The organism is Micromonospora sp. WMMA1998 (assembly GCF_027497375.1).
Classification (GTDB): Bacteria; Actinomycetota; Actinomycetes; order Mycobacteriales; family Micromonosporaceae; genus Micromonospora; species Micromonospora sediminicola.
Genome location: NZ_CP114911.1, coordinates 4,843,766 through 4,868,720 on the forward strand (window position 1 = coordinate 4,843,766; position 24,955 = coordinate 4,868,720).

28 protein-coding genes and 1 tRNA gene are annotated in these 24,955 nt (G+C 74.1%); 13 read left to right on the forward strand and 16 right to left on the reverse strand.

Annotated elements, in window-relative coordinates; all coding sequences use genetic code 11:
• The first annotated feature begins 109 nt into the window (after window positions 1-109).
• Window positions 110-955: a PD-(D/E)XK nuclease family protein gene (locus O7600_RS22435; RefSeq protein WP_281594237.1), complete on the forward strand. Its 846-nt coding sequence runs from the start codon at window positions 110-112 to the stop codon at window positions 953-955.
• Between the two features lie 6 nt (window positions 956-961).
• Here O7600_RS22435 and O7600_RS22440 read toward each other — a convergent pair whose 3' ends face one another.
• Together O7600_RS22440 and O7600_RS22445 are read right to left on the reverse strand one after the other, a co-directional pair.
• Window positions 962-1,813, reverse strand: a complete 852-nt coding sequence (locus tag O7600_RS22440) for an oxygenase MpaB family protein (protein ID WP_281590347.1) — start codon at window positions 1,811-1,813, stop codon at window positions 962-964.
• A gap of 35 nt (window positions 1,814-1,848) precedes the next feature.
• On the reverse strand, window positions 1,849-2,277 hold the full coding sequence (locus tag O7600_RS22445) for a Fur family transcriptional regulator (RefSeq protein ID WP_281590349.1): 429 nt from the start codon (window positions 2,275-2,277) through the stop codon (window positions 1,849-1,851).
• A gap of 162 nt (window positions 2,278-2,439) precedes the next feature.
• On the opposite strand from O7600_RS22445, the gene O7600_RS22450 reads away from it, so the two are divergent.
• Complete coding sequence (locus O7600_RS22450; RefSeq protein WP_174530418.1) at window positions 2,440-2,922, forward strand: DUF2231 domain-containing protein; 483 nt, start codon at window positions 2,440-2,442, stop codon at window positions 2,920-2,922.
• A 6-nt stretch (window positions 2,923-2,928) separates the two neighbouring features.
• Here the strand turns inward: O7600_RS22450 and O7600_RS22455 are convergent, their stop codons facing one another.
• Window positions 2,929-3,522 (reverse strand): hypothetical protein, encoded by a 594-nt coding sequence (locus O7600_RS22455; RefSeq protein WP_281590353.1) that lies wholly within the window; start codon window positions 3,520-3,522, stop codon window positions 2,929-2,931.
• Between the two features lie 108 nt (window positions 3,523-3,630).
• On the opposite strand from O7600_RS22455, the gene O7600_RS22460 reads away from it, so the two are divergent.
• Window positions 3,631-3,813, forward strand: coding sequence for a hypothetical protein (locus O7600_RS22460; protein ID WP_281590355.1), 183 nt, complete (start codon window positions 3,631-3,633; stop codon window positions 3,811-3,813).
• A gap of 23 nt (window positions 3,814-3,836) precedes the next feature.
• Here O7600_RS22460 and O7600_RS22465 read toward each other — a convergent pair whose 3' ends face one another.
• Window positions 3,837-4,319, reverse strand: coding sequence for a flagellar biosynthesis protein FlgA (locus tag O7600_RS22465; RefSeq protein ID WP_281590357.1), 483 nt, complete (start codon window positions 4,317-4,319; stop codon window positions 3,837-3,839).
• Between the two features lie 180 nt (window positions 4,320-4,499).
• On the reverse strand, window positions 4,500-4,802 hold the full coding sequence (locus O7600_RS30145; RefSeq protein ID WP_348651385.1) for an FmdB family zinc ribbon protein: 303 nt from the start codon (window positions 4,800-4,802) through the stop codon (window positions 4,500-4,502).
• Between O7600_RS30145 and O7600_RS30150 the strand changes: the two genes are divergently transcribed.
• On the forward strand, window positions 4,732-4,881 hold the full coding sequence (locus O7600_RS30150) for a hypothetical protein (RefSeq protein ID WP_342672793.1): 150 nt from the start codon (window positions 4,732-4,734) through the stop codon (window positions 4,879-4,881). The genes O7600_RS30145 and O7600_RS30150 overlap by 71 nt on opposite strands.
• Window positions 4,882-4,915: 34 nt before the next feature.
• Here the strand turns inward: O7600_RS30150 and O7600_RS22475 are convergent, their stop codons facing one another.
• Window positions 4,916-5,563 (reverse strand): 5-formyltetrahydrofolate cyclo-ligase, encoded by a 648-nt coding sequence (locus O7600_RS22475; RefSeq protein ID WP_281590361.1) that lies wholly within the window; start codon window positions 5,561-5,563, stop codon window positions 4,916-4,918.
• An 82-nt stretch (window positions 5,564-5,645) separates the two neighbouring features.
• Here O7600_RS22475 and O7600_RS22480 point away from each other — a divergent pair, with 82 nt between their 5' ends.
• The 6 genes from O7600_RS22480 (at window position 5,646) to O7600_RS22505 (ending at window position 12,116) form a co-directional block, all read left to right on the forward strand.
• Entirely contained in the window at window positions 5,646-7,835 is a 2,190-nt protein-coding gene (locus tag O7600_RS22480) for a diguanylate cyclase (RefSeq protein ID WP_281590363.1), read from the forward strand.
• Window positions 7,836-7,844: 9 nt separating this feature from the next.
• Complete coding sequence (locus O7600_RS22485; RefSeq protein WP_281590365.1) at window positions 7,845-8,834, forward strand: UTP--glucose-1-phosphate uridylyltransferase; 990 nt, start codon at window positions 7,845-7,847, stop codon at window positions 8,832-8,834.
• Window positions 8,831-10,144: a gephyrin-like molybdotransferase Glp gene (gene glp, locus O7600_RS22490; protein ID WP_091582594.1), complete on the forward strand. Its 1,314-nt coding sequence runs from the start codon at window positions 8,831-8,833 to the stop codon at window positions 10,142-10,144. The genes O7600_RS22485 and glp overlap by 4 nt, the downstream gene beginning before the upstream one ends.
• A gap of 52 nt (window positions 10,145-10,196) precedes the next feature.
• Entirely contained in the window at window positions 10,197-10,838 is a 642-nt protein-coding gene (locus tag O7600_RS22495; RefSeq protein WP_281590368.1) for a GNAT family protein, read from the forward strand.
• 179 nt (window positions 10,839-11,017) lie between these two features.
• A complete protein-coding gene (locus tag O7600_RS22500) occupies window positions 11,018-11,800 on the forward strand; it encodes a hypothetical protein (protein ID WP_281590370.1) in 783 nt (260 codons plus the stop codon).
• Window positions 11,801-12,039: 239 nt separating this feature from the next.
• Window positions 12,040-12,116 (forward strand) — tRNA-Ala (locus O7600_RS22505).
• Between the two features lie 242 nt (window positions 12,117-12,358).
• On the opposite strand, the gene O7600_RS22510 is transcribed toward O7600_RS22505, so the two are convergent.
• Together O7600_RS22510 and O7600_RS22515 are read right to left on the reverse strand one after the other, a co-directional pair.
• Window positions 12,359-13,738, reverse strand: coding sequence for an MFS transporter (locus O7600_RS22510; protein WP_348651353.1), 1,380 nt, complete (start codon window positions 13,736-13,738; stop codon window positions 12,359-12,361).
• A 148-nt stretch (window positions 13,739-13,886) separates the two neighbouring features.
• On the reverse strand, window positions 13,887-14,276 hold the full coding sequence (locus O7600_RS22515) for a VOC family protein (RefSeq protein ID WP_281590372.1): 390 nt from the start codon (window positions 14,274-14,276) through the stop codon (window positions 13,887-13,889).
• Between the two features lie 258 nt (window positions 14,277-14,534).
• Between O7600_RS22515 and O7600_RS22520 the strand changes: the two genes are divergently transcribed.
• Together O7600_RS22520 and O7600_RS22525 are read left to right on the forward strand one after the other, a co-directional pair.
• Window positions 14,535-16,649, forward strand: a complete 2,115-nt coding sequence (locus tag O7600_RS22520; RefSeq protein ID WP_281590374.1) for a cellulase family glycosylhydrolase — start codon at window positions 14,535-14,537, stop codon at window positions 16,647-16,649.
• Window positions 16,650-16,750: 101 nt separating this feature from the next.
• Complete coding sequence (locus O7600_RS22525; RefSeq protein ID WP_281590376.1) at window positions 16,751-17,620, forward strand: alpha/beta hydrolase; 870 nt, start codon at window positions 16,751-16,753, stop codon at window positions 17,618-17,620.
• 6 nt (window positions 17,621-17,626) lie between these two features.
• On the opposite strand, the gene O7600_RS22530 is transcribed toward O7600_RS22525, so the two are convergent.
• The 6 genes from O7600_RS22530 to O7600_RS22555 form a co-directional block, all read right to left on the reverse strand.
• A complete protein-coding gene (locus O7600_RS22530; protein WP_281590378.1) occupies window positions 17,627-18,091 on the reverse strand; it encodes a hypothetical protein in 465 nt (154 codons plus the stop codon).
• 227 nt (window positions 18,092-18,318) lie between these two features.
• Window positions 18,319-18,783: a hypothetical protein gene (locus O7600_RS22535; RefSeq protein WP_281590380.1), complete on the reverse strand. Its 465-nt coding sequence runs from the start codon at window positions 18,781-18,783 to the stop codon at window positions 18,319-18,321.
• Between the two features lie 434 nt (window positions 18,784-19,217).
• Window positions 19,218-19,409, reverse strand: a complete 192-nt coding sequence (locus tag O7600_RS22540) for a general stress protein CsbD (protein ID WP_281590382.1) — start codon at window positions 19,407-19,409, stop codon at window positions 19,218-19,220.
• Window positions 19,410-19,538: 129 nt separating this feature from the next.
• A complete protein-coding gene (locus O7600_RS22545) occupies window positions 19,539-20,258 on the reverse strand; it encodes a VOC family protein (protein WP_281590384.1) in 720 nt (239 codons plus the stop codon).
• Between the two features lie 127 nt (window positions 20,259-20,385).
• Window positions 20,386-21,480, reverse strand: a complete 1,095-nt coding sequence (locus O7600_RS22550) for a hypothetical protein (RefSeq protein WP_281590386.1) — start codon at window positions 21,478-21,480, stop codon at window positions 20,386-20,388.
• A gap of 75 nt (window positions 21,481-21,555) precedes the next feature.
• Window positions 21,556-22,212: a 4'-phosphopantetheinyl transferase superfamily protein gene (locus O7600_RS22555; RefSeq protein ID WP_281590388.1), complete on the reverse strand. Its 657-nt coding sequence runs from the start codon at window positions 22,210-22,212 to the stop codon at window positions 21,556-21,558.
• Window positions 22,213-22,391: 179 nt separating this feature from the next.
• Here O7600_RS22555 and O7600_RS22560 point away from each other — a divergent pair, with 179 nt between their 5' ends.
• Complete coding sequence (locus O7600_RS22560; protein ID WP_348651354.1) at window positions 22,392-22,610, forward strand: hypothetical protein; 219 nt, start codon at window positions 22,392-22,394, stop codon at window positions 22,608-22,610.
• A 79-nt stretch (window positions 22,611-22,689) separates the two neighbouring features.
• Here O7600_RS22560 and O7600_RS22565 read toward each other — a convergent pair whose 3' ends face one another.
• The gene (locus O7600_RS22565; protein WP_281590392.1) at window positions 22,690-23,463 is read right to left on the reverse strand and encodes a peptidase; all 774 of its coding nucleotides are present in this window, start codon (window positions 23,461-23,463) and stop codon (window positions 22,690-22,692) included.
• Window positions 23,464-23,465: 2 nt separating this feature from the next.
• Window positions 23,466-24,755, reverse strand: a complete 1,290-nt coding sequence (locus O7600_RS22570; protein ID WP_281590394.1) for a VWA domain-containing protein — start codon at window positions 24,753-24,755, stop codon at window positions 23,466-23,468.
• Window positions 24,756-24,955 lie beyond the last annotated feature (200 nt).

Genomic DNA, 24,955 nt, shown 5'->3' on the forward strand with positions numbered 1-24,955 from the left:
GGATGGCAGGATCTCAGGCGTGCGACGACCCTCACCGACCGGACGACCCGCCGGCGGCCGCCCGCCCCGGCCCCGCGCCGAGCAGGCCGAGCAGCTCGGCTTCGAGGGCATGCCGGAGCGGCTCTTCGTCTGCACCCCCAGCAAGCTCGGCGCCTACGCCGACTGCCCCCGTCGCTACCGCTACGCCTACGTGGACCGCCCGGCCCCGTCCAAGGGGCCGCCGTGGGCGCACAACTCGCTCGGCGCGAGCGTGCACACCGCGCTCAAGAACTGGTATGCGTTGGCCCCCGACCGCCGTCGCCCCGAGGTGCTCGGCACGCTGCTCAAGGGCACCTGGGTCCGCGAGGGCTACCGCGACGACGAGCAGGAGCGCGACGCCTTCCGGCGGGCGCTGGCCTGGCTGGAGTCCTACGTGGCGGGCCTCGACCCGGCCGACGAGCCGGTCGGCGTCGAGCGGGTGGTCGCGGTGAAGACCGCCGTGCTCGCGTTCAACGGCCGCACCGACCGGATCGACTCCCGCCCCGGCCCGGACGGCCGGCCCGAGCTGGTCATCGTCGACTACAAGACCGGCCGCACCGGGCTGGACGCCGACGACGCGCGCGGCTCGCAGGCGCTCGCGCTCTACGCGTACGCGGCGGAGCGGGTGTTCCGCAAGCCGTGCCGCCGCGTCGAGCTGCACCACCTGCCCACCGGCACGGTCGCCGCGCACGAGCACACGCCCGAGTCGCTGCACCGGCAGCTCACCCGCGCGGAGGACACCGCCCGCGACATCATGGCCGCCGAACGGGCGGTCGCCGACGGTGCCGATCCCGACGCGGCGTTCCCCACCGAGCCGGGGCCCCGGTGCGGCTGGTGCGACTACCGGCGCACCTGCCCGACCGGCGCGCAGACCCCGGGCAAGGAACCCTGGTCCGCCGTCGACCGCCTCGCCGAGCCGGCCGGCGACGCCGACTGAGGCGTCTCAGGCCGCCGCGAGACGGGCGGCACGCTCCTTGGCGGCCTGCTGCAACGGCCCCTCCCGATAGCGGCGGGGCACCGCCGCCAGCGCGAGTCGCAGCGCCCGCACGCCCAGGTCCGCCGACATCGCGGTGGTGGGCAGGCCGAGCCCGCCGTAGAGCCGCAGCGCCCAGGCCGGCAGCAACCCCAGCGCGGTCCCCGCGACCCCCAGGTACGCCCAGCGCGGCGGACCGAGCGTCAGGCCGAGCTTCACCGGCAGGCTGAGCTTCCACGGGATCGGTGGCGCGGTGAGGAACAGCGCCGTCTCGGCCGCCTCCCGGGTCATCCGCAACTGCGGACGGACGTCCCGGTAGTAGGCCTCGACCTCGGCGGCGGTGCCCGGCACGTCGATCGGGTCCAGCCCCACCAGGGCCGCCGACCGGCGCTGCTCGGTGTAGTAGCCGTCCACCTCGTCGTCGCTCAACGCCAGCCCGGCCCGTCGGGCGGTGCTCACGAACGACTCCACCTCGGTGACGTGCACCCAGCGCAGCAGGTCGGGGTCGTCGACGCGGAACTCCGCGCCGGTGAACGGGTCGGTGGCGCGCATCCGGGCGTGCAGCGTGCGCAGCCGCCGGCCGGCCGCCTCCGCCTCGGCGGTGGTGCCGTAGATCGTCGTCGCCACGTAGGTCGCCGTCCGGACCAGGCGGCCCCAGGCGTCGGAGCGGTAGTTGCTGTTCTGCGCGACACCGGCCATCGCGCGCGGGTGCAACGCCTGCAGGTAGAGCGAGCGCAGGCCGGCGACGATCAGGATCGGCTCCTCGTGCACCTTCCACGTGACCGACCCCGGACCGAACAGGCCGAGATCCTCGGTGTCCACCGGTCAAGAGTGCCACGCCGGGCGCGGGCGCCTCGTCAGACGTCGGCGGAACGGCGGGACCGGCAGGCCGGGCAGAGCCCCCAGAAGGTCACTTCCGCCTCGTCCAGCTCGAAGCCGTGCGCCACGTTCGGGTCCAGGCAGGGCGCGCTGCCGACCGCGCAGTCCACGTCGGCGATCTCGCCGCACCCGCGGCACACCACGTGGTGGTGGTTGTCGCCCACTCGCGCCTCGTAGCGGGCCGGGCTCCCGGCCGGCTCGATCCGGCGGGACAGGCCGGCCCGGGACAACGCGCCGAGCACGTCGTAGACCGCCTGGGTGGAGACCGAGTCCAGCCGCTGGCGGACCCGCCGGGTGATCTCGTCGACCTCCAGGTGACCGCCGCCGGAGAGCACGTCGAGCACGGCGAGGCGGGGCCGGGTGACCCGCAGGCCCCGCGACCGGAGCAACTCCTCACCCGTGGACATGGATCCATGACAGCACGGGGTCGGCGGGCCGACAAGCGAGCGTTCTTCGCGGGTGGTCGGGGCCACAGCGTGAACCGGAACGGTGCGGAACGCGTGTGTCGAAGTAGGCCACGCTTCGTCGTACGCTGACCGCGCGGTTCCACCCACTTGCCGGAGGTGTCGGTGTTCAGGGAAGTCAACGGTCTCCCGGGCCACGTCCTGGTCATTCACGCCGCGGTGGTGCTCGTGCCGCTGCTGGCGCTGCTCACCGTCGCGTACGGGGTGCTGCCCCGCTGGCGGCCCCGTTTGGACTGGGCGGTGGGCGCGCTCGCCGTGGTCACCCCGATCGTCACCTGGGTGGCGACGGAGTCCGGCGAGGAACTGGAGGAGGCGCTGGAGGCGCGGGGCTACCCCGCCGAAGGGCTCCAGAAGATCCACGAGCATTCCGAGTACGGGGAGACGCTGCTCTGGTTCACGCTGGGCCTGGCCGTCGTGGCGCTCCTGCTGCTGCTGGTGACCAGCCGCTTCACCCGGGACCGGAACCTGCCCCGCTGGCTGCCCCTGGCGCTCACCGCCGTGGCGGCCGTGCTCGCGGTCTTCGCGCTGGTGTACGTCTACCTGACCGGCGACAGCGGCGCCAAGATGGTGTGGGACGGGATCGTCTGACGCCGGTCAGAACAGCACGCGCGAGCACAGCAGGCAGGTGAGCAGTACCAGCACCGCGCCGACGACCGCGCCGACGCCGTAGGTGACCCGCTGGGCGCGCTGCTCCGCCTGGTCCATGGCGGCCATGTCCTGCGGTGGTAGTCGTCGTGGCGGTGGCGTCCGCACGTGCACCGGCGGCCGCCAACCGGGCGGCGGAGGGGTGCTCGGCGGTGGCCCGGCGTACCCGGTCGGCGCCGGGTTCCCGGAGGGGTCCGGCAGTTCGCCGGCCGTCGCGGCCCAACCACCGGGCGCGGCCGGGTCCGGCCGGGCCCAGGGGCTCTCCATCGCGCCCTCGCGGGACCACGGGCTGGTGGACCGGGCCGGTTCGGCCTCCGCTGTGGCGGTCCCCGCCGCGCCGGTGGCCGGCTCCGGCTCGGCCGGAGCGGCACCCTGCCCCTTCCGAGGCGGGCCGGCTTCCGGTGGGCCGGCCGGCCGTGCCGGGACCGCCGTCTCGTCGGTGCCGGCCGGCTGCTCCGTCATCGCGGTCTCGTCGGCGTCGGCCGGATGCTCCGGGCCTCGCCAGGTCTCGTCGTCGGGGCTGCCACCGCTCGGCGTCGTCACGCCGTCCGACGCTACCAACGCCCCGGCCGCCCGGCCGCCCGACGCGGCGACGTCGGCTCGCCCGCCCGCGTCACGGCGGACCCGTCCGGCCGGGCGGCGGTATCGTTGTTGCTCGTGACCGACCCCGGCATCCGGGTCCCGCGCGGCGACGACGACCGCGTGGTCGACCTCAGCGACGATCTCGTGGTGCTGCCCGAGCAGACCACCGACGACACCGACCACGGCTGGGGCGAGCGCCCCGGCCGTGACGACGACTGGCTGCTCGCCGAGCGCCCGCCGCACTGGGGCTGACCCGAGAGCGGGCCCGGCCGGCGTCAGCCGCGTACGACCACGGCGAAGCGGCTGCCCTCGGGCAGGCCGACGGCGCGACGCGCCTGCTCCGGCGCAAGCGCCAGGTAGAGCGCCGAGGTGCCGTCGACCGCCCCGTCCGCGCCCACCACGTCGAGCACCAGCGCGCGCGGGGCGACCACCGTCGGCTCGGTCGACCCACCGGCCGGCACGACGAGCAGATCCACCCGGGCGCCCGGTCGCAGGACCGCGAGGGCGGCCGGCTCGGCCAGCCGGACCGGCACCCCGACCGCACCGGCGGGCAGTGTCGGCGCTCCCGAGGGCGGCGTGCCCGCCCCGGCCGTGGGGCCGGCGGCCGGCTCCGGACCGGGCGGGCAGCCGGCCGGGGTCTGGAACACGGCTGCGGCCAGCCCGAGCAGCACCGCGACCGCGGTCACCCGCAGCAGGGTTCGGCGCCGGGGCAGACCACGCCAGCGAACCGGACGCAACGTCCCCTCGTCACCCGCCACCGTCGTCCCTCCCGCCAACCGGACCGTCGCCCAGGAGGCTAGGCGCGGCCACCCGTCACGCGCCGTCCCTGTGGACAACCCGGCTCCCTGTGGACAACCGCCCGTCGCGCCGCTCGGCCGAGTGGGCGCGCGAACGTGGCCGCCCCCGGTACGGGAGCGGCCACGGTCAGGGAGCGTGGGTCAGGAGGAGCTGGACGCCGCCGGCGTCTTGCTCGCCGAGGAGCCCGACGTCGAACCGGACGACCCCGAGGACGACGAGCCGGACGAGGACGAACCGGACGACGAGGACGAGGAGTCGGCGGACGGGGACGACTCGGACTTCGCCGGCTTGCTCGCGGCGGCGGTGTCGGAACCGGACGAACGCGAGTCCGTGCGGTAGAAGCCGGAGCCCTTGAACACGATGCCGACGGAGTTGAAGAGCTTGCGCAGCCGCCCCTCACACGCCGGGCACTCGGTCAGCGGCTCGTCCGAGAAGGACTGCACCGCCTCGAGCTGGTGGCCGCACGCGGTGCAGGCGTACTGGTACGTGGGCACGTTCTCCTCCGGATCTCAGACGGCCTGACTGGCACTCGTGGTCTTCGAGTGCCAATGGTGCGTCATCGCACCCGGGTTCGTCCAGCGGAAGCGCCCGGGCCCACACCCGGCACCGCGACCAGCCCGTCGGACGGGGTGATCACCCAGTGCACCGGGCGGTCGTGCGGACCGGCGGGAACCGAGGTCACCAGCTCGCCGTCGTGCAGCAGCGCCACGGTCGGCACGCCGGCCGGCACCCGGGCCAGCGCCCGGTCGTACGAGCCGCCACCCCGACCGAGCCGGACGCCCCGGTGATCCACCGCCAGGGCCGGCACCACCACCAGGTCGGCCCCGGCCACCGCGGCGCGGCCCAGGGGCGGACCGGTCGGCTCGCGCAGGCCCCGCCCGGCGGCGCGCAGCGACTCCCGGCCGGTGTAGGCGGCCCAGTCCAGGTCCAGGTCGTCGCGGAGCACCGGCAGGAGCAGCCCGGCGTCGGCCGGCAGCGCCCCCCGCAGCACGTCGGGCAGGTCGTCGCCGCCGGGCTCGGAGGCCACCGGCACGTACGCGGTCATCCGGGCCGGGCGCAGCCGGCGTACCAGGGCCACCAGCTCGGCCTGCACGGACGCCGCGGCCTCGGCGCGGCGCGGCGCGGACAGCGACCGGCGCGCGGCGAGCAGCGCGACGCGCAGCTCCCGCTTCGCCTCGTGCACGTCATCCGAAAATTTCGGCATGCAACACTCCTGACGCAACGCTTGCCTACCGGTCGCTCTGTGTCAGCATCGCACCAAGGGGCGCGGAACTTCCGGGGGGAAGATGACGCTACGTGGGCGGTTGACGGCGGCGTTCCTCGTGGTGGTCCTCGGCCCCGTCCTGCTCGGCGCGTTCTTCGTCGGGGCCACGCTGAGCGCGGTCGACCGCAGCCGCGCCACCGAGCGGCTGGGCCTGGCCGCGGCCGGCGTGCGGACCTCGGTCGACGCGCTCTGCCAGCAACTGCGCGCGGCGGCCGACGCGGTCGCGCTGGCCGCCGACCCGCTCGGCCGGTCCCGCGTCGCCGACCAGGTGGTCGGCCGGGGCCTGGCCGCCGCCGTCCGCATCGCCGACCCGGCGGGGGACACCCGCTACGCCACCGCCGGTGGCCCGACCCGCCCGTGGCAGGACTGCGCCGGTCCGCCCGCCGGGCCGGTCGGCGCGCTCGCCGCCGAGGTCCAGCTCCGCGACCCGGCCGGCGCCGACCTGGGCGCGGTCGCCGCCGCGCAGCCCGTCGACCCGGCCTTCGTGGCGCGGCTCGCCGCCGTGACCGGCGTCGGGGTCACCCTCCTCGACGACCCCGGGCGGATCACCCACACGACCGAGGACCAGGGGGTACGCGCAGCGGTGCTGGCCGCCGCCCGCAACGCGGACGGGGACCGGGTGGCCGGGACCGGCGACGGCCGCTACGTGCGCCGGGTGGGGCCGTCACCGGGGCAGCCGTTGCCGCTGGTGCTCTCGGTGCCCGGCGAGCGGCCGCCCGGCCTGTACGGCGGACTGCTCGCCGCCGTCGCGCTGGCCGCCCTGCTGGCCGTGCTGGCCGCCTGGCGGCTGGCCCGGGTGACCACCCGGCCGCTGGTCGAGCTGGCCGGCGCGGTGGACCGGGTGGCGCACGGCGACCTGACCACCCGGGTGCCGGTGCGCAGCCGGGACGAGATCGGCCGGCTGGCCGACGCGTTCAACCGGATGACCCGGGAGACCGGCAGCTACGTGGCGGCGCTCACCAGCAGCCGGGATCAGCTCCGCAACCACCTGGCGGTGCTCGGCGACACGCTCGCCAGCACGCACGACCTGCAACGCATCCTGCGGGTGATCCTGGACAGCGCGATCGCCGCGACCGGCGCCCGGGCCGGCGCGGTGCTGCTGCTCGACGGCGACGGCGTGCTGGTCGGCCAGTGCGTCGAGGGGCTGACCGGACGCTGGCCGACGGGTGAACCAGCCGACCCGGCGACGCTGCGGGTGCCGGTGGGCGCCGGGGTGGTCGGCGCGGTCGCGGCCACCGGGGAGCCGCTGCGCGGCCGGTGGGCGCCGCCCGACGCGCCGACCGGGGAGCCGTCCTGCGAGACGTACGTGGCGGTGCCGTTCGCCGCCCCGGGCGCCGCCGAGTCGCGCGGCCCGGACCGGCCGGGCCACCCGCCGGCCGACGGCGACCCGCCCGCCCCGCCCGGCGGTGCGCTCGGCGTGCTGGCCCTCTACGACCGGCTCGGCGGCCACGAGTTCGACGACGACGACCTGGTCACGCTGCGGACCTTCGCCGGCCACGCGGCGGTGGCGGTGGAGAACGTCCGGGTGCACGAGGAGGCGCAGCGGCTCTCCCTGACCGACCCGCTGACCGGGCTGTGGAACTACCGCTACCTGCGCGAGTCGATCCGGCGGGAGGTGGAGCGGGCGAACCGGTTCGGCCGGATGCTCAGCGTGCTCGCTCTCGACCTGGACCGGTTCAAGGACGTCAACGACACCTGGGGGCACGCCGCCGGGGACGCGGTGCTGGTCGAGTTCGCCCGCCGGGTGCGCGGCGTGATCCGCGAGGTCGACCTGGCGTTCCGGCAGGGCGGCGAGGAGTTCGTGGTGCTGCTCCCGGAGACCGACGCGCGCGGCGCGACGATCGTCGCCGAGCGGTTGGGCGCGGTGGTGCGGGACCAGCCGGTGCCGGTCGAGGGGCACGACGACGAGCCGGTCCGGGTGCCGGTGACCGTCTCCATCGGCATCGCCGTCTACCCGGACCACGCCGCCGGCGGCCAGCAGGTGTTGGACGCCGCCGACGACGCGCTCTACGCGGCGAAGGCCGCCGGCCGGGACGGCTATCGCCTGGCCCCGGTCCCGGATCCGGCTCCCACGCAGGAGATTCCGGTGGTGGCGGCCACGGTCAGCCCGCCGGACGGACTGCCCCGGGCCGGCACGGCGGACCCGACGGGCACCGCGCAGGGCGGCGCGTCTTCCGGTCCTCACCCGCCGCGGCAGAGCCGTGGCCGATAGTCTCGCGGCATGTCGGAGCACTCAGCGAACCCCTCAGCGACCCCTGGTCGCTCCCGCGCGGTCAAGGCCGTCATCCCGGCCGCCGGCCTGGCCACCCGGTTCCTGCCGGCCACCAAGGCGGTCCCGAAGGAACTGCTGCCGGTCGTCGACCGGCCGGTGCTGCAGTACATCGTCGAGGAGGCCACCCAGGCCGGCATCGGCGACGTGCTGCTGATCACCGGGCGGGGCAAGACCTCGATGGTGGACCACTTCGACCGGCGGCCGGACCTGGAGGATCGGCTCGCCAAGAAGCCCGAGCTGCTCGCCGCGGTCAAGCGCACCGAGGAACTGGCCGCCGTCTACACGGTCCGCCAGCCGGAGCAGCTCGGCCTGGGCCACGCCGTCGGGTATGCCGAGTCGCACGTCGGAGACGCGCCCTTCGCGGTGCTGCTCGGCGACGAGTTCGTCAAGCCCTCCGAGCCGCTGCTGCCGGCCATGCTGGAGCTGCAGGCCCGCACCGGCGGTGTGGTGCTCGCGTTCTTCGAGGTCGACCCCGCCGAGACCAGCCGGTACGGGATCGCCTCCGTCGAGCCGGCGGAGTCGGAATACGCCGACATCGCCGAGGTCGTCAAGGTCACCGGCATGGTCGAGAAGCCCAGCCCCGAGGACGCCCCCAGCAACCTCGCCGTCCTCGGCCGGTACGTGCTCCCCGGGAAGATCTTCGACGCGATCCGGCGCACCGAGCCGGGCAGCGGCGGCGAGATCCAGCTGACCGACGCGATGGAGCTGCTGCGGACCGAGGGCATGCCGGTGCACGCGATCGTCTACCGGGGCACCCGCTACGACACCGGCATGCCGCTCGGCTACCTGCAGACCGTGGTGCAGATCGCCGCCGAGCGGGAGGACCTGGGCGCCGAGTTCCGCAAGTGGCTGGCCGAGTTCGTCAACAGGGGCGACGAGACGGTCACCGACGCCATCCTCAACGGCCTGCGCGACACGTCCGGCGGTGCCGATACATGACCGCGACGGCCGACGCCGAGGCGGCCGCGAACGAGTTGACGCCGCTCGCCGACTACCTGGGCAGTGTGCTGCGCAGGTTACGCGCGCTGCCTCCGCTCGACCTCGACCTGACCCAGGCGTACGGCAACGTGCTCGCCGAGGACGTGGTCGCCCCGCACTCCTACCCCGCCTTCGACCAGGCGGCGGTGGACGGGTACGCCGCGCGCTGGGAGGACATCTCCGGAGGGAGCCGGGGGCCGGGCTACGTCCCGGCCCCCTCCGGTATGCCCGGCGGGCGCAGCATCCGGCTCAACGTGGTCGGCGACCTGGGCGCGCCGAGCTGGCGACCGGTCCGGCTCACCCCCGGGTCGTGCTTCTCGGTGGCGGCCGGCGCGCCGCTGCCGATCGGCGCCGACGTGGTGGTGCCGGTGGAGTGGACAGACCAGGGCATGGCCGCGGTGGAGATCTTCCGCGCCCCCAAGCGGGGCTACGGCCTGCGTCGCGCCGGCGAGGAACTGGTCGCCGGCACGCTGCTGGCCCGCGCCGGCGCGTACGTCTCGCCGGCCCTGGTCGCCGTGTTCGCGGCCACCGGCATCGGCCACGTGGTGGTGCGCCCCAGCCCCCGGGTGGTCATCGTGGCCACCGGCGACGAACTCGTGGACGTGGGCCGGGGCAGCCAGCCCGGCCAGGTGGTCGACACCAACTCGCACGCGTTGACCGCGGCGGCGGCCGAGGCGGGCGCGCTCGCGTACCGGGTGGGGATCTGCGACGACGACCCGGAGGCGCTGCGCGGTCTGCTGGAGGACCAGACGCTGCGCGCCGACCTGATCATCACCACCGGCGGCACCGGCACCGGCCCCGGCGACATGGTCCGCCGGATCCTGTCCCGCCGCGACGGCGGCCGGGCCGGGCCGGTCACCTTCACAGAGGTGGCCCTCTATCCCGGAACCGCCCTCGGGTTCGGTACGGTCGGCGCCGAGGAGGTGCCGGTGGTGTGTCTTCCCGGTGAGCCAGGCGCGGCGCTGATCGGCTTCGAGGTGCTGGCCCGCCCGGCCATCCAACTGCTGGCCGGCGCCGAGCCGGTGTTCCGGCCCAGCGTCCGCGCGCACCTGCTGGAGACGGTCTCGTCGCCGGTGGGGCTGCGCGAGTTCCGGCCCGCGCACGTGGCCGAGCGACGGGGTGGCGGCTACACCGTGCAGCCGCTGGCCGGCGGCCCGTTCACGCTGTCTGGCCTGGCTGAGGCGAACGGCCTGCTGGTGCTCGGCGAGCGGGTCCAGACCGCCGCGGCGGGGTCCACCGTGGACGTTCTGCTCCTGGACAGACGCCGGTGAGCGCGAGGAGTGAGCTTGCGAGCCCCGCAGTCGCGAGCGGACGGCTGACGCGGTGAGGTTCCGGCGGGCGCCGGGGTGGCCGGCGGTGCTGGTGGACGGTCCGGTGGTGCTGCGGCCGTACCGGCGGTCCGACGCCCTCGCCTGGTCCGAGATCCGCCGGGCGAACCGGAGTTGGCTGGCCCCGTGGGAGTCGCACGTGCCGGGCGGTTGGGACGAGACGAACTCTCCGGCCGCGTTCCGGCTGGTCCACGCCGACCAGCGCAGGTCGGCGCGTACCGGTGACGGGATGCCGTTCGCGGTCTGCCTGCGCGAGGACGGGCGGGAACGGTTGGTCGGGCACCTCAACGTGGGCAGCATCGTGCGGCGGGCGTTCTGCTCCGGGTACGTGGGCTACTGGGTGGACTCCCGGGTGGCCGGTCGTGGCGTGATCCCGACCGCCGTGGCGCTCGCCGTGGACCACGCGTTCGGCCCGGGCGGCCTGCACCGGATCGAGGTGAACATCCGACCGGAGAACGTCCCCTCCCGGCGGGTGGTGGAGAAGCTGGGCTTCCGGGAGGAGGCCTACCACGTGCGCTACATGCACATCGACGGCGCGTGGCGGGACCACATCGGATACGCGATGACCGGCGAGGAAGTGGCCGCCGAGGGCGGCCTGCTGGCGCGGTGGCACCGCGTACGTGACACCCGGCGGTGACGCGTTCGGACCGTGACCGCCCGGCGCGGCGCACGGTGAACCTGGTCGGCGGCCCGTAACCTCTAGTAACTGCAAGCTGTGGCAAGCGCTGCCCGCCCGCACGATGTGCGCCGTTAACGACGGTCGACGGAAGAAGTTGCGGCCGTGTGGCGCTCGCCCCGAACTTGGTGACGGGAGGGGTGAGGGTGCCCACGTCGGTGCTCCTCGCCGTCCTCGCCGCCGCCGGTCTGCTCGCCCTCGCTCCGGCGCTGGTCCGCCGGTACGACGCCACCGAGCGGCTGGTGGCGGAGCGGGCGCAGTCGACGGCGCGGGTGCTCCAGCGCCAGCGTCGACGCCGCACCGTGCCCGGGCGGCGACCGCTGCACCCGCCGCGTGCCCTCGTGGTCACCCTCAGTGAAGACTTCGACACGGGCAGTCTCGCCCGGCCGGTCTCCGCGCCGCCCGTGCGGCGCCGCTCCGGCCGGCTCCGGCCCGTCTCGGCCGTCCCGGCGCAGTCCCGCCGACGGCACCCGCCCCGGCGTCGGCACACCCCCGCGGTCTACCGGCGCCGCCGGGTGCTCGCCGCGCTGCTGCTGCTCAACCTGGTCGAGCTGGTCGGCGTGGTGCTGGTCGGCCCCGGGTTCTGGATCAGCGTCTCGGTCACCGGCATGCTGCTCGTCGCGTACGTCGTGCACCTGCGCCAGCGCGCCCTGGCCGAGCGCCGGCGGCGGCGCGCGGAGGCCCGGGAGGCGGCCTGGCTGGCCGCCCGTCAGGCCGAGGTGCGCCGCGAGCAGGCCCGCCGTGCGGCGGCCCGCCGGGAGGCGCAGCGCCGGCTGGCCGCCCAGCGCGAGGCGGTCCGGCGTACGGCGATGGGCCTGGACCGCCCGGCGGACCTGCCCCCGGCGGCGAGCGGCGGCTCGGTGTCCTACCGCCGCGCGGGCGGTCTACGCGGCCGCCCCTACCAGTCCGGCCGCGGCGCCTGACCCCCGCCCCGCCCCGCGCTGCCTGCTCGTCGATCCCGTCTGCCTGCTCGTCGATCTTGGAGTTGTGGTGCCTTGGTTTGCCCTTTTCGGGCCGGTATCGGAGGTGCCATAACTCCAAGATCGACGAAGCGAGCGCGGGTGCGGTGGGGTGGTTCGCGTGCCGGGGGTGCGACCTGTTAGCCTTGTCGCCGGCCCGCCTGGTGAAAGCCAGGTGGGACCGATGCCGGTTCGCCGGCGGAGGGGCTGTGGCGCAGACCGGTAGCGCACCTCGTTCGCATCGAGGGGGTCAGGGGTTCAAATCCCCTCAGCTCCACCAGTTGAAAAGGCCGTTTCCGCTCGTCGGAGACGGCCTTTTTCGGCAGGCTTTCGGCGTGCTGATGGCATTGGCAGGTGGGGGTGCTGATCGCCGGCGGGTATCTGCTGCTCAGCGAGCGCTTGTAGCAACAAGGCGTTACGTGCGGCGGACGACCCATGAAGATGTCGTGCGGGTGGCCCCAGGGCCAGGCCCACGCCGTCGTCCCAGTTGGTGGGGCTCGACGCCCGGTCTGCTGAGCACGGTCACCTGACTGAACCGACTCCGTGGCCGGCAGGCATCTCCTCGACGGCGTCCAGTGGCGTCCGCAGCAACCGGAGTGACCTGGCGACGTGCCCGCCGATGGCGAACGGCACAAGGACCGCGGCGAAGCACAGGACCGCGACGCTCGCGCCCCAGGTGTTGGCGAGCCAGCCCGCCAGGATCATGCCCAGCCAGGTCAGCGACTGGGCGCAGAACGCCGACACGGCGCCGGCCCGACCGATCAGTTCGTCGGGGACCAGACGCGCCGTGTAGGACTCCCATACCGTGACGGTCGGCACCGAGGCGAAGGTGAACGCGGCGGCGGCCAGACCGATCTGCCACAGGGCGGGGAGGAGCGCGGCGAGCGCGAGGCTGACGACGTAGATCCAGCCGCCGAGTTGAAAGACGTGTAGGGCTCTCATCCGTCGCAGGACCGCGCCGGCGAGCAGAGCGCCCAGGATGCCACCGGCGAGTACTCCGGCGTTGGTCACGCCGATGATCCCGGGTGAGGCCCCACGCGCATGGAGCAGGGCTACCAGCAGCAGCATGAAGCTGTTGCCGACCAGGTTCGTCACCGCGACCCATCCGGTGGTGTAACGCAGGAAGTCGTGCCGGAGGACGACCCTGAAGCCCTCCCGGATGTCGTGTACGACGCTTGGGAGCTTCGACTCGTCGTCGGCCGGTTCCTCGGTGGCCGAGCGTTTCCGGTCCGGCCCCAGGGGGCGGCGGATGAGCATCGCGCCCACGGAGGCGAAGAAGTAGGACACCGCGTCCACTCCGAACGGCAGCCATCGCGCGACGGCGAACAGCAGCCCGGCCAGCGGTGAACCGGCGAGCTGAGCGGCCATTGCCAGCCCTTGCTCCTGAGCGGCGCGGGCGGCGAACTGCTCGCGGGGTACGATCCGGCGCAACGCCGGCAGCACCGCGCCCGAGCGCACGCCATTGATCAGACCGGAGAACAGCGCCGCGCCAGCCAGCAGGTCCACGCGGACCGGCCCGCTCAGCAACGACACGGTCACCACGCCCATCAGCAGGGCTTGAAGGGCCGGTGCCACGACCAGGATCAGCTTGCGTGACCGACGGTCCGCGAGCGCTCCGCCCCACAACAGTGTCAGCAGCCCACCTATGCGTCCGGCTGCCCCGATGATGCCGGCGTCCAGCACCGATCCGGTGCTGAAGATCGCTAGCAGTGGGAACGCCATGGTGGAGACGTTGCTCCCGAGCAACGACACCGCGTTGCCGCTCCACCAGCACATGTAGTCCCGATTGCGCCACAGCGACCGAGGCTGCTCGGGCGGATCAACCGCCCCACTCGGGGCCGGGGCGCCGCCATTGCCGCTGCGAGACCTGATCGGACGCCATCGGCGGACAGCCGCTCGCATGCCGGGACGCTAGCAAGGTGAACGACTTCCCGTCTGCCCTCGCTGGACACAACCCATCAGCACTACCGGATTCTGGGCTCGGACTACCGCCAGGAGGTCCGAGAGGAGCAGGTCAGTGGCCGTTCTCCACTCGCCGGAGTCGGCCTCCTCAATTTCGCGGCCCGCGGCTGTCGGCTCCGTCCGGCTGCCAGAGTTGGACGACGTTGTCCTCCGGATCGCGCAGACTGGCGAACCGGCCGTTCGGGTAATCCTCCGGGTCGACCTCGACGGCGATGCCCGCGCCGCGTAGTTGGGCGACCATGGCGTCCAGATCGGCGACGCGGAAGTTGAGCGACCAGGAGTGACTGGGGCCGCCGAAGTGCTCGGAGTCCGCAGGCATGGCCGCCAGGACGGTGGGGCCGGCCTGTTGCCACCAGGAGGAGACCTCGTAGGACTCCGGCGCCAGGTCGACCCCGAGGTGGGTGGCGTACCAGCGATTGACCCGGTCGGGGTCGTGGGCGTGGAAGAAGATCCCACCGATGCCCGTAACACGTTCCACGGTCTCTCCCCTCGATCGCGCCCCGTCCTCGCACCCTAAGGGGGCGGGTCGGGCGCAGTCGGTCAGGACCGCGCCGGCGGCGCGCCCCGAACAGCAACGCCCAGCCCGGCCGCACGCTGGCCCGGTCGCGCGGTTCACCCGAATCTCATCCATCGGCGCCGATTGACAATGTTTGGAATCCAAACTTACTCTCGCGCTGGGCGGGTGCGCGCCCCGCCTGTCCCGTCCACGCGCACACCCCACCACGAAGGAATCCCGATGCTCGGCTTTTCCCGTACCGCGAACCGGGCCCGATTGCGGGTCGCCCTGGTCGCGGCCACCGCCGCGACGCTCGTGGCCGGCACCGCCCTCCTGGCGACCAACGCCCAGGCGGCGGCCGGCTGCCGCGTGACCTACACGACCGCCAGCCAGTGGGGCGGCGGCTTCACCGCCAACGTCTCCGTCACCAACCTCGGCGACGCGATCAACGGCTGGAACCTGCGCTGGACGTTCCCGTCCGGCCAGCAGGTCACCCAGGCGTGGAACGCCGCGGTCACCTCCTCCGGCGCCCTAGTCACCGCCACCAACGTCAGCTACAACGCCGCGATCCCCACCAACGGCAGCGTCTCGTTCGGCTTCAACGGCTCCTGGTCCGGCGCCAACACCGCGCCGACCTCGTTCACGCTCAACGGGGTGGCCTGCACCGGCGGCGTCGGCGGAACCACGCCGCCGCCCACCACCACGCCGCCGCCCACCACGCCGCCCCCGACCACCCCGCCCCCCACCACGCCGCCGCCGGCCGGCAACGCGATGGCGGCGGTGGCCGCCATGCAGCCCGGCTGGAACCTCGGCAACTCGTTCGACGCCGTCGGGGCGGACGAGACGGCGTGGGGCAACCCGCGGGTGACCCAGGCGCTGCTGGACAACGTGCGCGCGCAGGGCTTCAACAGCATCCGGATCCCGGTGACCTGGAGCAACCACCACGGCGGGGCGCCGAACTACACCATCGACGCGGCCTGGCTCAGCCGGGTACGCGAGGTGGTCGGCTGGGCCCTCGCGGACGGCTTCTACGTGGTGATCAACATCCACCACGACTCGTGGCAGTGGATCAACACGATGCCCACCGACCGCACCACCGTGCTGAACCGCTACAACGCGCTCTGGACCCAGATCGCCGCCGCGTTCCGGGACAGCTCGTCGAAGCTCGTCTTCGAGAGCGTCAACGAGCCGCAGTTCACCGGCAGCTCCGGCGACGCGCAGAACGCCAGCCTGCTCAACGAGCTGAACACCTCGTTCCACCGCATCGTCCGCCAGTCCGGCGGTGGCAACGCCACCCGGCTGCTCGTGCTGCCGACCCTGCACACCTCCGCCGAGCAGGCCCGGGTCGACGAGCTGACCAGCACGTTCAACGCGCTGAACGACCCTAACCTGATCGCCACCGTGCACTTCTACGGCTACTGGCCGTTCAGCGTGAACATCGCCGGCGGCACCCGGTTCGACGCCACCGTGCAGCAGGACCTGACCGACCAGTTCGACCGGGTCCACAACGCCTTCGTCACCCGCAACATCCCGGTCATCATCGGCGAGTACGGCCTGCTCGGGTTCGACCGCCACACCGGCACCATCGAACAGGGCGAGAAGCTCAAGTTCTTCGAGTTCCTCGGCCACTACGCGCGCAGCCGCAAGCTGACCACCCAGCTCTGGGACAACGGCCAGCACTTCGACCGGACGTCCTTCGTGTGGAAGGACCCGGAGCTGTTCGCGCAGATCAGGTCGAGCTGGACCACCCGCTCCGGCACCGCGTCCAGCGACCAGGTGTACGTGCCGCGCACCGGCTCGATCACCGCCAGGAGCCTGACGCTCAACCTGAACGGCACCACGTTCCAGGGGCTGCGCCAGGGCACCACCGACCTGGTCAACGGCACCGACTACACGATCTCCGGCGCCACCCTCACGCTCACCGCGTCCGCGCTGACCCGGCTGGTCGGCTCCCGGGCGTACGGGGTGAACGCCAACCTCCAGGCCCGCTTCTCCACCGGCGTGCCGTGGCGGATCAGCATCATCACGTACGACCCGCCGGTGCTCGGCAACGCCACCGGCCCGGCCAGCGGGTTCACCCTGCCGGCGCAGTTCCGGGGCGACCAGCTGGCCACCATGGAGGCGAAGTACGCCGACGGCAGCAACGCCGGCCCGCAGAACTGGACGTCGTTCAAGGAGTTCGACGTGACCTTCGCGCCGAACTACAGCAGCAACACGATCACGCTGAAGCCCGAGTTCTTCGCCGAGGTCAACGACGGCCAGCGGGTCACCCTGACGTTCCACTTCTGGAGCGGCACCACGCTGACCTACCACGTCACCGAGTCCGGCGGCACCGTCACCGGCACGGTGAGCTGACCGCGACGGCGCGGCTCGCGGCGGTCGGCTTCGACACCGCCGCGAGCCGCGCCTTTCGCGCCGGCCGATGACTTTCCGGCCCGACGCCGGTCGACAGGGGCATGACCACACAGACGCTCCAGACACCCGAGGTCGACCTCGTCTACGACGTGCACGAACCCCGCGCGGCCGCCGGCGCGCACCGGCCCCTGTTCATGATCGGCCAGCCGATGTGCGCCGACGGCTTCACCGTGCTGGCCTCGCACTTCCCGGACCGCACCGTCGTCACGTACGACCCGCGCGGGCTTGGTCGCAGCGTGCGCAAGGACGGCCGCGTCGACGCCGTGCCCGAGGTCCAGGCCGCCGACGTACGCGCCGTCGTCGACGCCCTCGGCGCGGGTCCGGTCGACATGTTCGCCAGCAGCGGCGGCGCGGTGACCGCGCTCGCCCTGGTGGCGGCGTACCCGGGCACGGTGGGCACGCTGGTGGCGCACGAGCCGCCGCTGGTCGCGCTGCTCCCCGACGCCGAGGCCGCCGCGCGGGCCACGGCCGCCTGCCAGGAGGCGTACGACAAGAGCGGCTGGGGCGCCGGCATGGCCGCGTTCATGGTCATGACGTCCTGGCGGGGCGAGTTCACCGACGACTACTTCGCCCGGCCCGCACCGGACCCGGCCGCGTTCGGGCTGCCGACCGCTGACGACGGCACCCGGGACGACCCGCTGCTCTCCGACCGGTCCACCGCGATCACCTGCTACCGGCCGGACGTCGACGCGCTGCGCGCGACGCGTACCCGGGTCGTCCTCGCGGTCGGCGAGGAGTCCGCGGAGACCCTCACCGCGCGCACGACGGCGGCGGCGGCCGCGCTGCTCGGCGGGCGCCCGGCGGTCTTCCCGAGCCACCACGGCGGCTTCCTCGGCGACCAGGGCGGCTACGCCGGCAAGCCGGACGAGTTCGCGGCCCGGCTCCGGGAGATCCTCGACGCCTCGGCCTGACCGGGCTCAGGCGCGGCGCAGGTCGGCGACCATGACCGGGTAGGGGCCCGCCGGCGTGTCCGGGTCCGTCTGGTCGGCGGGCACCACGTTCTCCATCCGCAGTCGCACCGTCGTCGGGTCGGCGGCGTCGAGGGTGATCCGCCACCCCCAGCCGCCGCCGTACTCGGCGGACAGCTCGACCTCCGGCACCCCGCCCGCCGTGCCGGCGAGCGTCATCGCGGTGGGCTGCTGGTGCCACGAGTCGCCCCACCAGGCGGCCAGCGAACCCGGCTCGTCCCCGGCGGCGATCACGAGCAGCCCGTCCTGCGGCCCGTCCGTCGGATGCGCCCACGAGTACGACACCGTGGTCAGGTGGCCGCCGGCAGCCGTCGCCACGGTCAGCGTCGCGGGCGACTCGGCGAGCGGGTCGGCGGGCATCAGCCGGAAGCCGTTGGTGCCGGTCCAGGGCCCGGTGGCGTCAGCGAGAACCATCGGGCCAGCATAGGGGCGAGGGAGCCGCCCGACCGTCCGCACGTGCGCGACCCGGCGCGAGCGAACCGGTCAGGAGTTGTAGATGTGGACGGTCACCTTCGCGTTCGGGGGTGCTGTCGGTGTCGATGGACAACCACATCCCCTGGGGAGGCGGGCCAGCGCCGTTCGTGATGATCCACCACAGCCAGCCGTCGTTCCCGCTCACGGCTCCGATGGTCCTACCGCGCCTATGCGGCTCGCCACCTCGGTTGGTCCTCGCCGGCCTTGCGCGTACAGCGCATCAGGGTGCCCTTGGCCGTGCGGCCGTACGCGCCCTCCGGCTTGCAGAAGGCACCCGGGTGAACAGAGCCCTGGACGGTCCCGTTGGACGGCTTGGTGGTCCGGGGCGCGCTGGTGGTCCGCTTGGGCGTCGGCTTCGGGCTGGCCCGGGTCGGCTTCGGCCGAGGGCTCGGCTTCGCGGTGGTGGTCCGCGGCGCCGGCTCGGGGGAACGGGTCGTCGGGAGCGCCGACGGGGACTCGGCCGGGGCGGCGGCCGAGGGCGGGTCGGACGGGGGAGCGACGGGTGCCGAGCTGTCGGCGCGGGGAGTCGCGGACACCGCGACGGCGAACGAGGCCGGCTTCTCGTCCGACCCGCCACCGACGGCGGCGATCCCGCCGCCGCAGCAGCACAGCACGGCCACGCCCGCGGACACGATCGCGACCTTCGCTCCGCCGGAGAGTCGGCGCCACCATGACTGCCTCGGCGCCGGGTACGTCGGGCCGAACGGAACGGGTCCGGGGTGGTGCGGTGATGGGTTCGTCACGCACCACAGTCTGCTTGCGTGCGCAACGATTGCCAGCGGTCAATCGGAGCGCTCCCAGGCGACGCTCCGGCAGCAGGTCAGAACGATGAGTCGCGGGATCCGGACCAACCGGCGGACCCCAGGATGCGCCCGGCCCACCAGCCGCTCCAGCCAGTAGGACGTCTACCCCCGCCCGTGCGACACAAGCCCCACCGATCGGCCCAGCCAGCCACCCAATCCATCCCGATAGTCGCTTTCGCGGCAAGGGCTGCCGCAGATCTTGGTACGAAAGGGCCCTCATAGGGGCCGTTTCGTACCAAGATCTCAAGCGGACCGAGAAGAGGTCAGCTGGAGTAGTCGTCCCTCGCGTCGCGGGCGTCTTCCTGGGCGTGTTCGCCGGGACGATTGCCCCGGGCCTCGTCCAGCTTCCGCACGCGGTCGGCCTCGGCGCGTTCGTCCCGGTTGAGGTTGCCCAGCTGTGCCCGTGCCGGGCCGGCCAGGTCCTCCAGGTCGTCCTTCGCACGCTCGACGCTCATCGCCGCCTCCCCGGATCGTCGCGCGGCCACCATCGCCGCCTTTCCCGGCGCGTCCCCGCTGGCCCGGGCGGCAAACCCGCGCACCACGCGTCCACCACGCCTGGTCCCGGCGGTGCGGGCCGGGAACGGCTACCCGGGTGGCAGCGCGACGGCCAGGTCGGCGGCGTGCCGCAGCGTGTCGGCCAGCCGGTCGCGTAGTTCCTCGTCCAGCGGCACCGCCCCGGCCCGGCGCAGCCACTCCCGGGCATCCTCCGGCCGGTCGAGCAGCAGGGCCAGCTCGGCGCGGTAGACCAGCGCCTCGACCTGCGTGCCCGGGTCGTCGGCGGCGTCCGGTCGGGCCAACGCGCCGTCGAGGATCCGGACCGCCTGATCCGGTCGGCCGCGCGAGTCGGCCTGCACCACGGCGTTGCGCAGCGCGCGGGCCAACCCGCCCCGGTCGTCGTCGGTGTCGGGCGCGGTGGCGCGGCCCACGAACCGGATCCAGTTGCCGCCGGGGTCGACGATGCTGAACCCGGAGTGCCCGTCCTGGTTGGCGCGGGGCCGGGGCCGGGTCATCCGGGGCACGCCGGAGACGAGCACCTTCCCGTAGGCGGCCCGCAGGCCCGCGGCGAAGGCGCGGTGGATGGCGACCAGGTCGTCCACCACGACCAGACAACTGCCGTACGAGGTGGCCGGGTCGAACTCGGGCATGCCGAAGAAGTGCAGGTTCAGGTCGTCCCGGCGCAGGGCCAGGTAGGGGTTGGGGCGCGCCTGCCGGTGCGTGACCTGGAAGCCGAGGGCCTGGTAGAAGGGCGCCACGTCGTCCAGGGAACGGCACGGCAGCAGCGGGATCGTGGTCTCGTGGGCCATGCGCCGAGCGTGGCAACCGGCGGTGGGCACGCGCACATGGAAATGTCCGGACGGCCCGGCGGGACCGCCCGAACGGACACGGGGCCGGTCTCGGACGGGACCGGCCCCGGTTCGGGGTCACGCGGGGTCAGGGCTTCCAGGACCCGGCGGTACGCAGGTGGTGCTCGTACTCGACGACGCCGTTCTGGTCCTTCACGTCGAAGATCAGCTGGCCGCTGCGCTTGGAGCCGGCGGGCAGGTTGTTGCCCGAGGTCATCAGCTTGCCGCAGCCGGAGAAGGCCCCGCCGATGCCGTTCTCCTCGGTGCCGTCCGCCGCCTTCCAGGTGAAGAAGAACGGGTTGATCGACCCGGTGCCCTTGGTGACCTCGGCGGTCACGTCGGCGATCAGGAAGGTGCCGTTCTTCGGGCCCGGCATGAACTCCCGGCACGCGGCGCTCTTGGTCCGGAAGTTGCCGACCGTGATCTCGAGGGTGCCCTCGTCGTCGTTGACGATCAGCTTGTCGCCGGCCGGCATGTTGAAGGTCTTGTCGTCGGTCGTGCCCGGCTGCGGCGTGCTGGAGGTGTCGCCGGTCGGGGTGTCACCGATCGGGTTGCTGTAGGTGACGCCCGGGGTGGGCAGCGTGTCGATCGCTTCCTTGGTCTTCTTCGCGCCACTGTAGATCGCGAAGATGCCACCGCCGCAGCAGAGCAGCAGCATGACCGCCGCCACGATGCCGACCGTGATCCAGACGTTCTTGCTGGACTTCTTGGCCGGCGGCCCGAACGGCTGCCCCGGCGGGGGCGGGTACGGCCCGGACGCCGGGTACTGCCCGGGCGGCGGCGGGTAGGGCGGCTGCCCACCGGGCGGCGGGTAGCCACCCGGCGGCGGGTACGCGCCACCCGGCGGCGGATACGGCGCGCCCGAGGCCGGGGGCGCGGGCGGGTACGCCTCGGTCGGCGCGGGCGGCTGGTACGACGGGTACGCCTCGGTCGGCGCGGCCGGCGGCTGGTACGACGGGTACGCCTCCGTCGGCGCGGCCGGCGGCGGGTACGGCGCGCCGGAGGTCGGCGGCTGCGGAGCGTACGGCGCGCCCGAGGTCGGCGGCGTGCCCGGGGCGGGCGGCGGCGCGTACGGGCTGCCCGACACCGGCGGCATCGGCGCGGTGGGAAACGCCTGTGTGGGCGGTTCCGGCGGCTGCTGGTTCGGGTCCTGCGACCCGGACGGAGGCTGAGGGTGGCTCACCGTACTCCTTGGGCACCTTCGGGATTTTCAGTCGGAACGACGGTACAAGCCGGCGGCAACCAGACCGTCAGGCCCTCACCGACGTGGCAGAACGGCGGCGGTGCGGACCAGATCGTCGTCCACCGCGAACCGACCGGTCATCGAGGGCGGCGGATCGGCCACCGGGGCGGCGGCGAGCCGGGCCGGCGCGATCTCCGCCCGGAACGTCCCCGCGTCGAGGTCGAGGGTGACCCGCGCGTCGGGGAAGCCCAGCCAGGTGCCGACGACCGGGTGCCAGATCTTGTAGACGGTCTCCTTGGCGCTGAACACCACCGTCGGCCAGGGCAGTCCGGCGGGCAGTCGGGCCAGTTCCGCCTCCTCGTCGGGGCGGCACACCTTCCGCCGTACGCCGGGGGAGAGCGCCCGGTGCCGCTCGGCGTCGATGCCGACCGCGCGCAGGTCGGCGGCGCGGGCGACGGCGGCGGCGCAGTAGCCCTCGGTGTGGGTGATCGCGCCGACCACGCCGGGCGGCCAGACCGGCGCACGGTCGGGGCCGGCGGGCACCGGCGTGGGCGGCAGCCCGAGCGTGGTGAGCGCCCGGCGGGCGCACATCCGGCCGGCGGTGAAGTCGCGCCGGCGGCTGGGCACCGCCCGGCCGCCCAGCCCGGCCAACTCGGCCGGCAGCAGCTCGCCGGACCAGTCGGCCGGGCCGGCCACCGCCACGGCGACGGTGGACGGCAGCAGGTCACGCACGAGCGTCGGTGGGTGACGGGGACACTCGGTGAACGTACCGTAACGCGGGAGCGCGCTGCGGCGCTGAACCAACGTCGCGGGGGAGGCAGCGTCCACACACCACTGGTACGAACTGGAAGGAGTCGCCGATGACGCCCGGTGCGGAGGCGTCGGAACCACGGGCCGGCGAACATGTCCCCGTGACCCCCGACTGGACCTGCGGCTCGTGCGGCGACGACTGGCCGTGCGCCACGAAACGCCACCATCTGCTGCACGAGTACGAGGTCGACCGGGCGTCGTTGAGCGTCTACCTCGGCTCGTGTCTCGCCGCCGCCACGCACGACCTGCGCGCCGCGCCGGTCACCGCGCTCCAGGACCGGTTCATCGGATGGGTGCCCCGCGGCCCGCGACCGTTCTGAGCAGCCCCGGTGCTCCCGGTGGCCGCCGCGTCGGGTTCACGGCGGCCACCGGTCGCGGTCTGAGGGACCGTTTCGGTGCCTAGGGACGGCGGGGCCGCCGGGTGAGGGCGAAACCGGCCACGCCGGCCACGGCGGCGAGCACGCCGCCCACGCCGGTCCAGACCCAGCGCGAGCCGGCCTCGGGGAGCCAGCCGGTCAGGTCGGTCTCCTCCTCGGCCACCGGCTCGGGCGTCGGCTCGGCGGTCAGCAGCGTGCCGGCCCGCGTGTTCGGCACCAGGGGCGCGGCCAGCTCACCGTCGTCGCCGGAGGCGCCGCCGGAGTCGGTGGCGCCGACCAGCATGTCCACCTCGATCGGCAGACCGAGGTCCGGCTCGGGCAGGTCGGTGACGGAGAGCCGGACGTAGTAGGTGCCGGGCAGGGGGTCACCCGACCACGGCTCGGCCCACGGCCGCACCCGCCGCAGCGTGCAGCCGAGCGTCACGCTGGTCGCCGCCGGGTCCGCGGTGGGGGTCTGCGCGCCGGCCGTGCAGGCCTGCCGGCGGCGCAGTCCGTCGAAGACGTCGACCGTCCAGGTGGACGCGCCGCTGCGTCGCTTGGGGAAGGTGACCGTGACGCCGACCTCGTGGACCTGGCCGGCGTCGGCCCGGAACGACCAGTACAGGTGGTCGCCGGTGGAGGCGCCCACCCGTACCGGCTGGCCGGCCGTGACGGTGGCAGCGGTGAGGAACGAGGTGCCGGCCTTGGTCACGGTGGTCGCGCCCGGTGACGGGCTGGGGGCGGCGAGGGCCGCGGCCGGGGTGAGGGCCAGGCCCGCGGCGGCCGTCGCCGCCGCGAGGCGAATCGGGGTACGCATCCTCAGTTCTCCCTCCACGTGGCCACCCACCAGCGGGTGAGCAGGCCGGCGAGCAGCCCGGTGACCAGGCCGGCCACGGTGAGCAGGAGCAGCAGGACCCAGCCTCGGCCGAGGTCCGGCCCGTCCGGGGCGGGGGAGGCGGCGACCACGTCCACGGTCAACTCGACCGGCATGCCCGGTTCGGCCCGGGTGCCGGCCCGCGCCGCGAACGAGTTGCTGACCACCAGGCAGACGGTCCGCGCGGCCTGCGTCCCGCCGGGGGTCGGCTCCGGGCTCGCCGCGTCCTGCTCCTCGGCGGCCGACCAGCGCAGGCCGGCCGAGACCACGTCGGTACGCCCGCTGCCGGCGTCGACGCCGCGGACCAGTTCCCGCCCGTCCGGCGCGGTGGCCCGCAGCAGCACGCCGTAGTCCGGGTTGACCGGGCGGTCCAGCGCGACGCTGACCGAGGCGCGTAGCTCCTGCCCGGGGCGCACCGGCACGCGGTACCAGCGGTGCTCGGAGAACGCCTCCCGGTCGCTGTAGACGCCGGGTGCGAGCAGCGGCGCGCCGTCGCAGGCCGCCGCGCCGCCGACCACCGCCGGGGTGGCCGTGTACGTGTCCCGGGCCCGGTCGACCAGTTGCTTGATCCGGCCGGTCAACTCGTCGGCGCTCTGCGCCGCCGTGTACGTGCCGCCGGTCGCGCCGGCGATGCAGAGCAGCTGCCGGCGTACCTTCTCGTCCGGGGCCAGGCCCAGCGTGTCGACGACGAGCCGGGTGCCCTGGGCGGCCAGCTCGCGGGCGACCTCGCACGGGTCGGGCGGCGCGCAGGTGTCCTCGCCGTCGGTGATCAGCACGATCCGCCGGGCGGTGCTGCCGGTGCCCAGGTCCTGCGCGGCGGAGCGCAGCGCGAGACCGACCGGGGTGAAGCCGGTGGGTCGCAGCCCGGCGACCGCGGCCTTGGCCGCCGTGCGGTCCACCGGGCCGACCGGCACGATCTGCTGGGTGTCCAGGCAGCCCTGTTTCTTGTCCTTGCCCCGGTAGGTCGCGCCGAGCACCCGGATGCCGAGCTGTGTCTCGTCGGGCAGGCCGTCGACCACCTCGTCGAACGCCTGCTGGGCGACGGAGATCCGGCTGCGCCCGTCGATGTCGCGGGCCCGCATCGAGCCGCTGACGTCGAGGACCAGTTCGACCTTCGGCGGCTCGGCGGCGGGTTCGGGGGTCTCGTCGTCGGCCCCGGCGGGGCTCGGACCGATCATCGCGGTCGCCGTCAGCAGTCCGATGAGGACGGCCGTCGATCGTCTCTTGTTGATCACCGGGCGAAGTGTAGTGAGATCCACTTTGGAAGATCATCCGGGTCGGTGGCTCCCGGGACGCCCCTCCGTCGGCCCCGCTTCGCTTCCGGAACATGACCCACCGTTAGCTGCCCGATGTAAACCTTTCGGGGGGTGGCGCATTGGTCGGAAATCTGACGCACCTGCACCCGTTGTGCGGCTGCCGGACTGTAGCTAAGCTC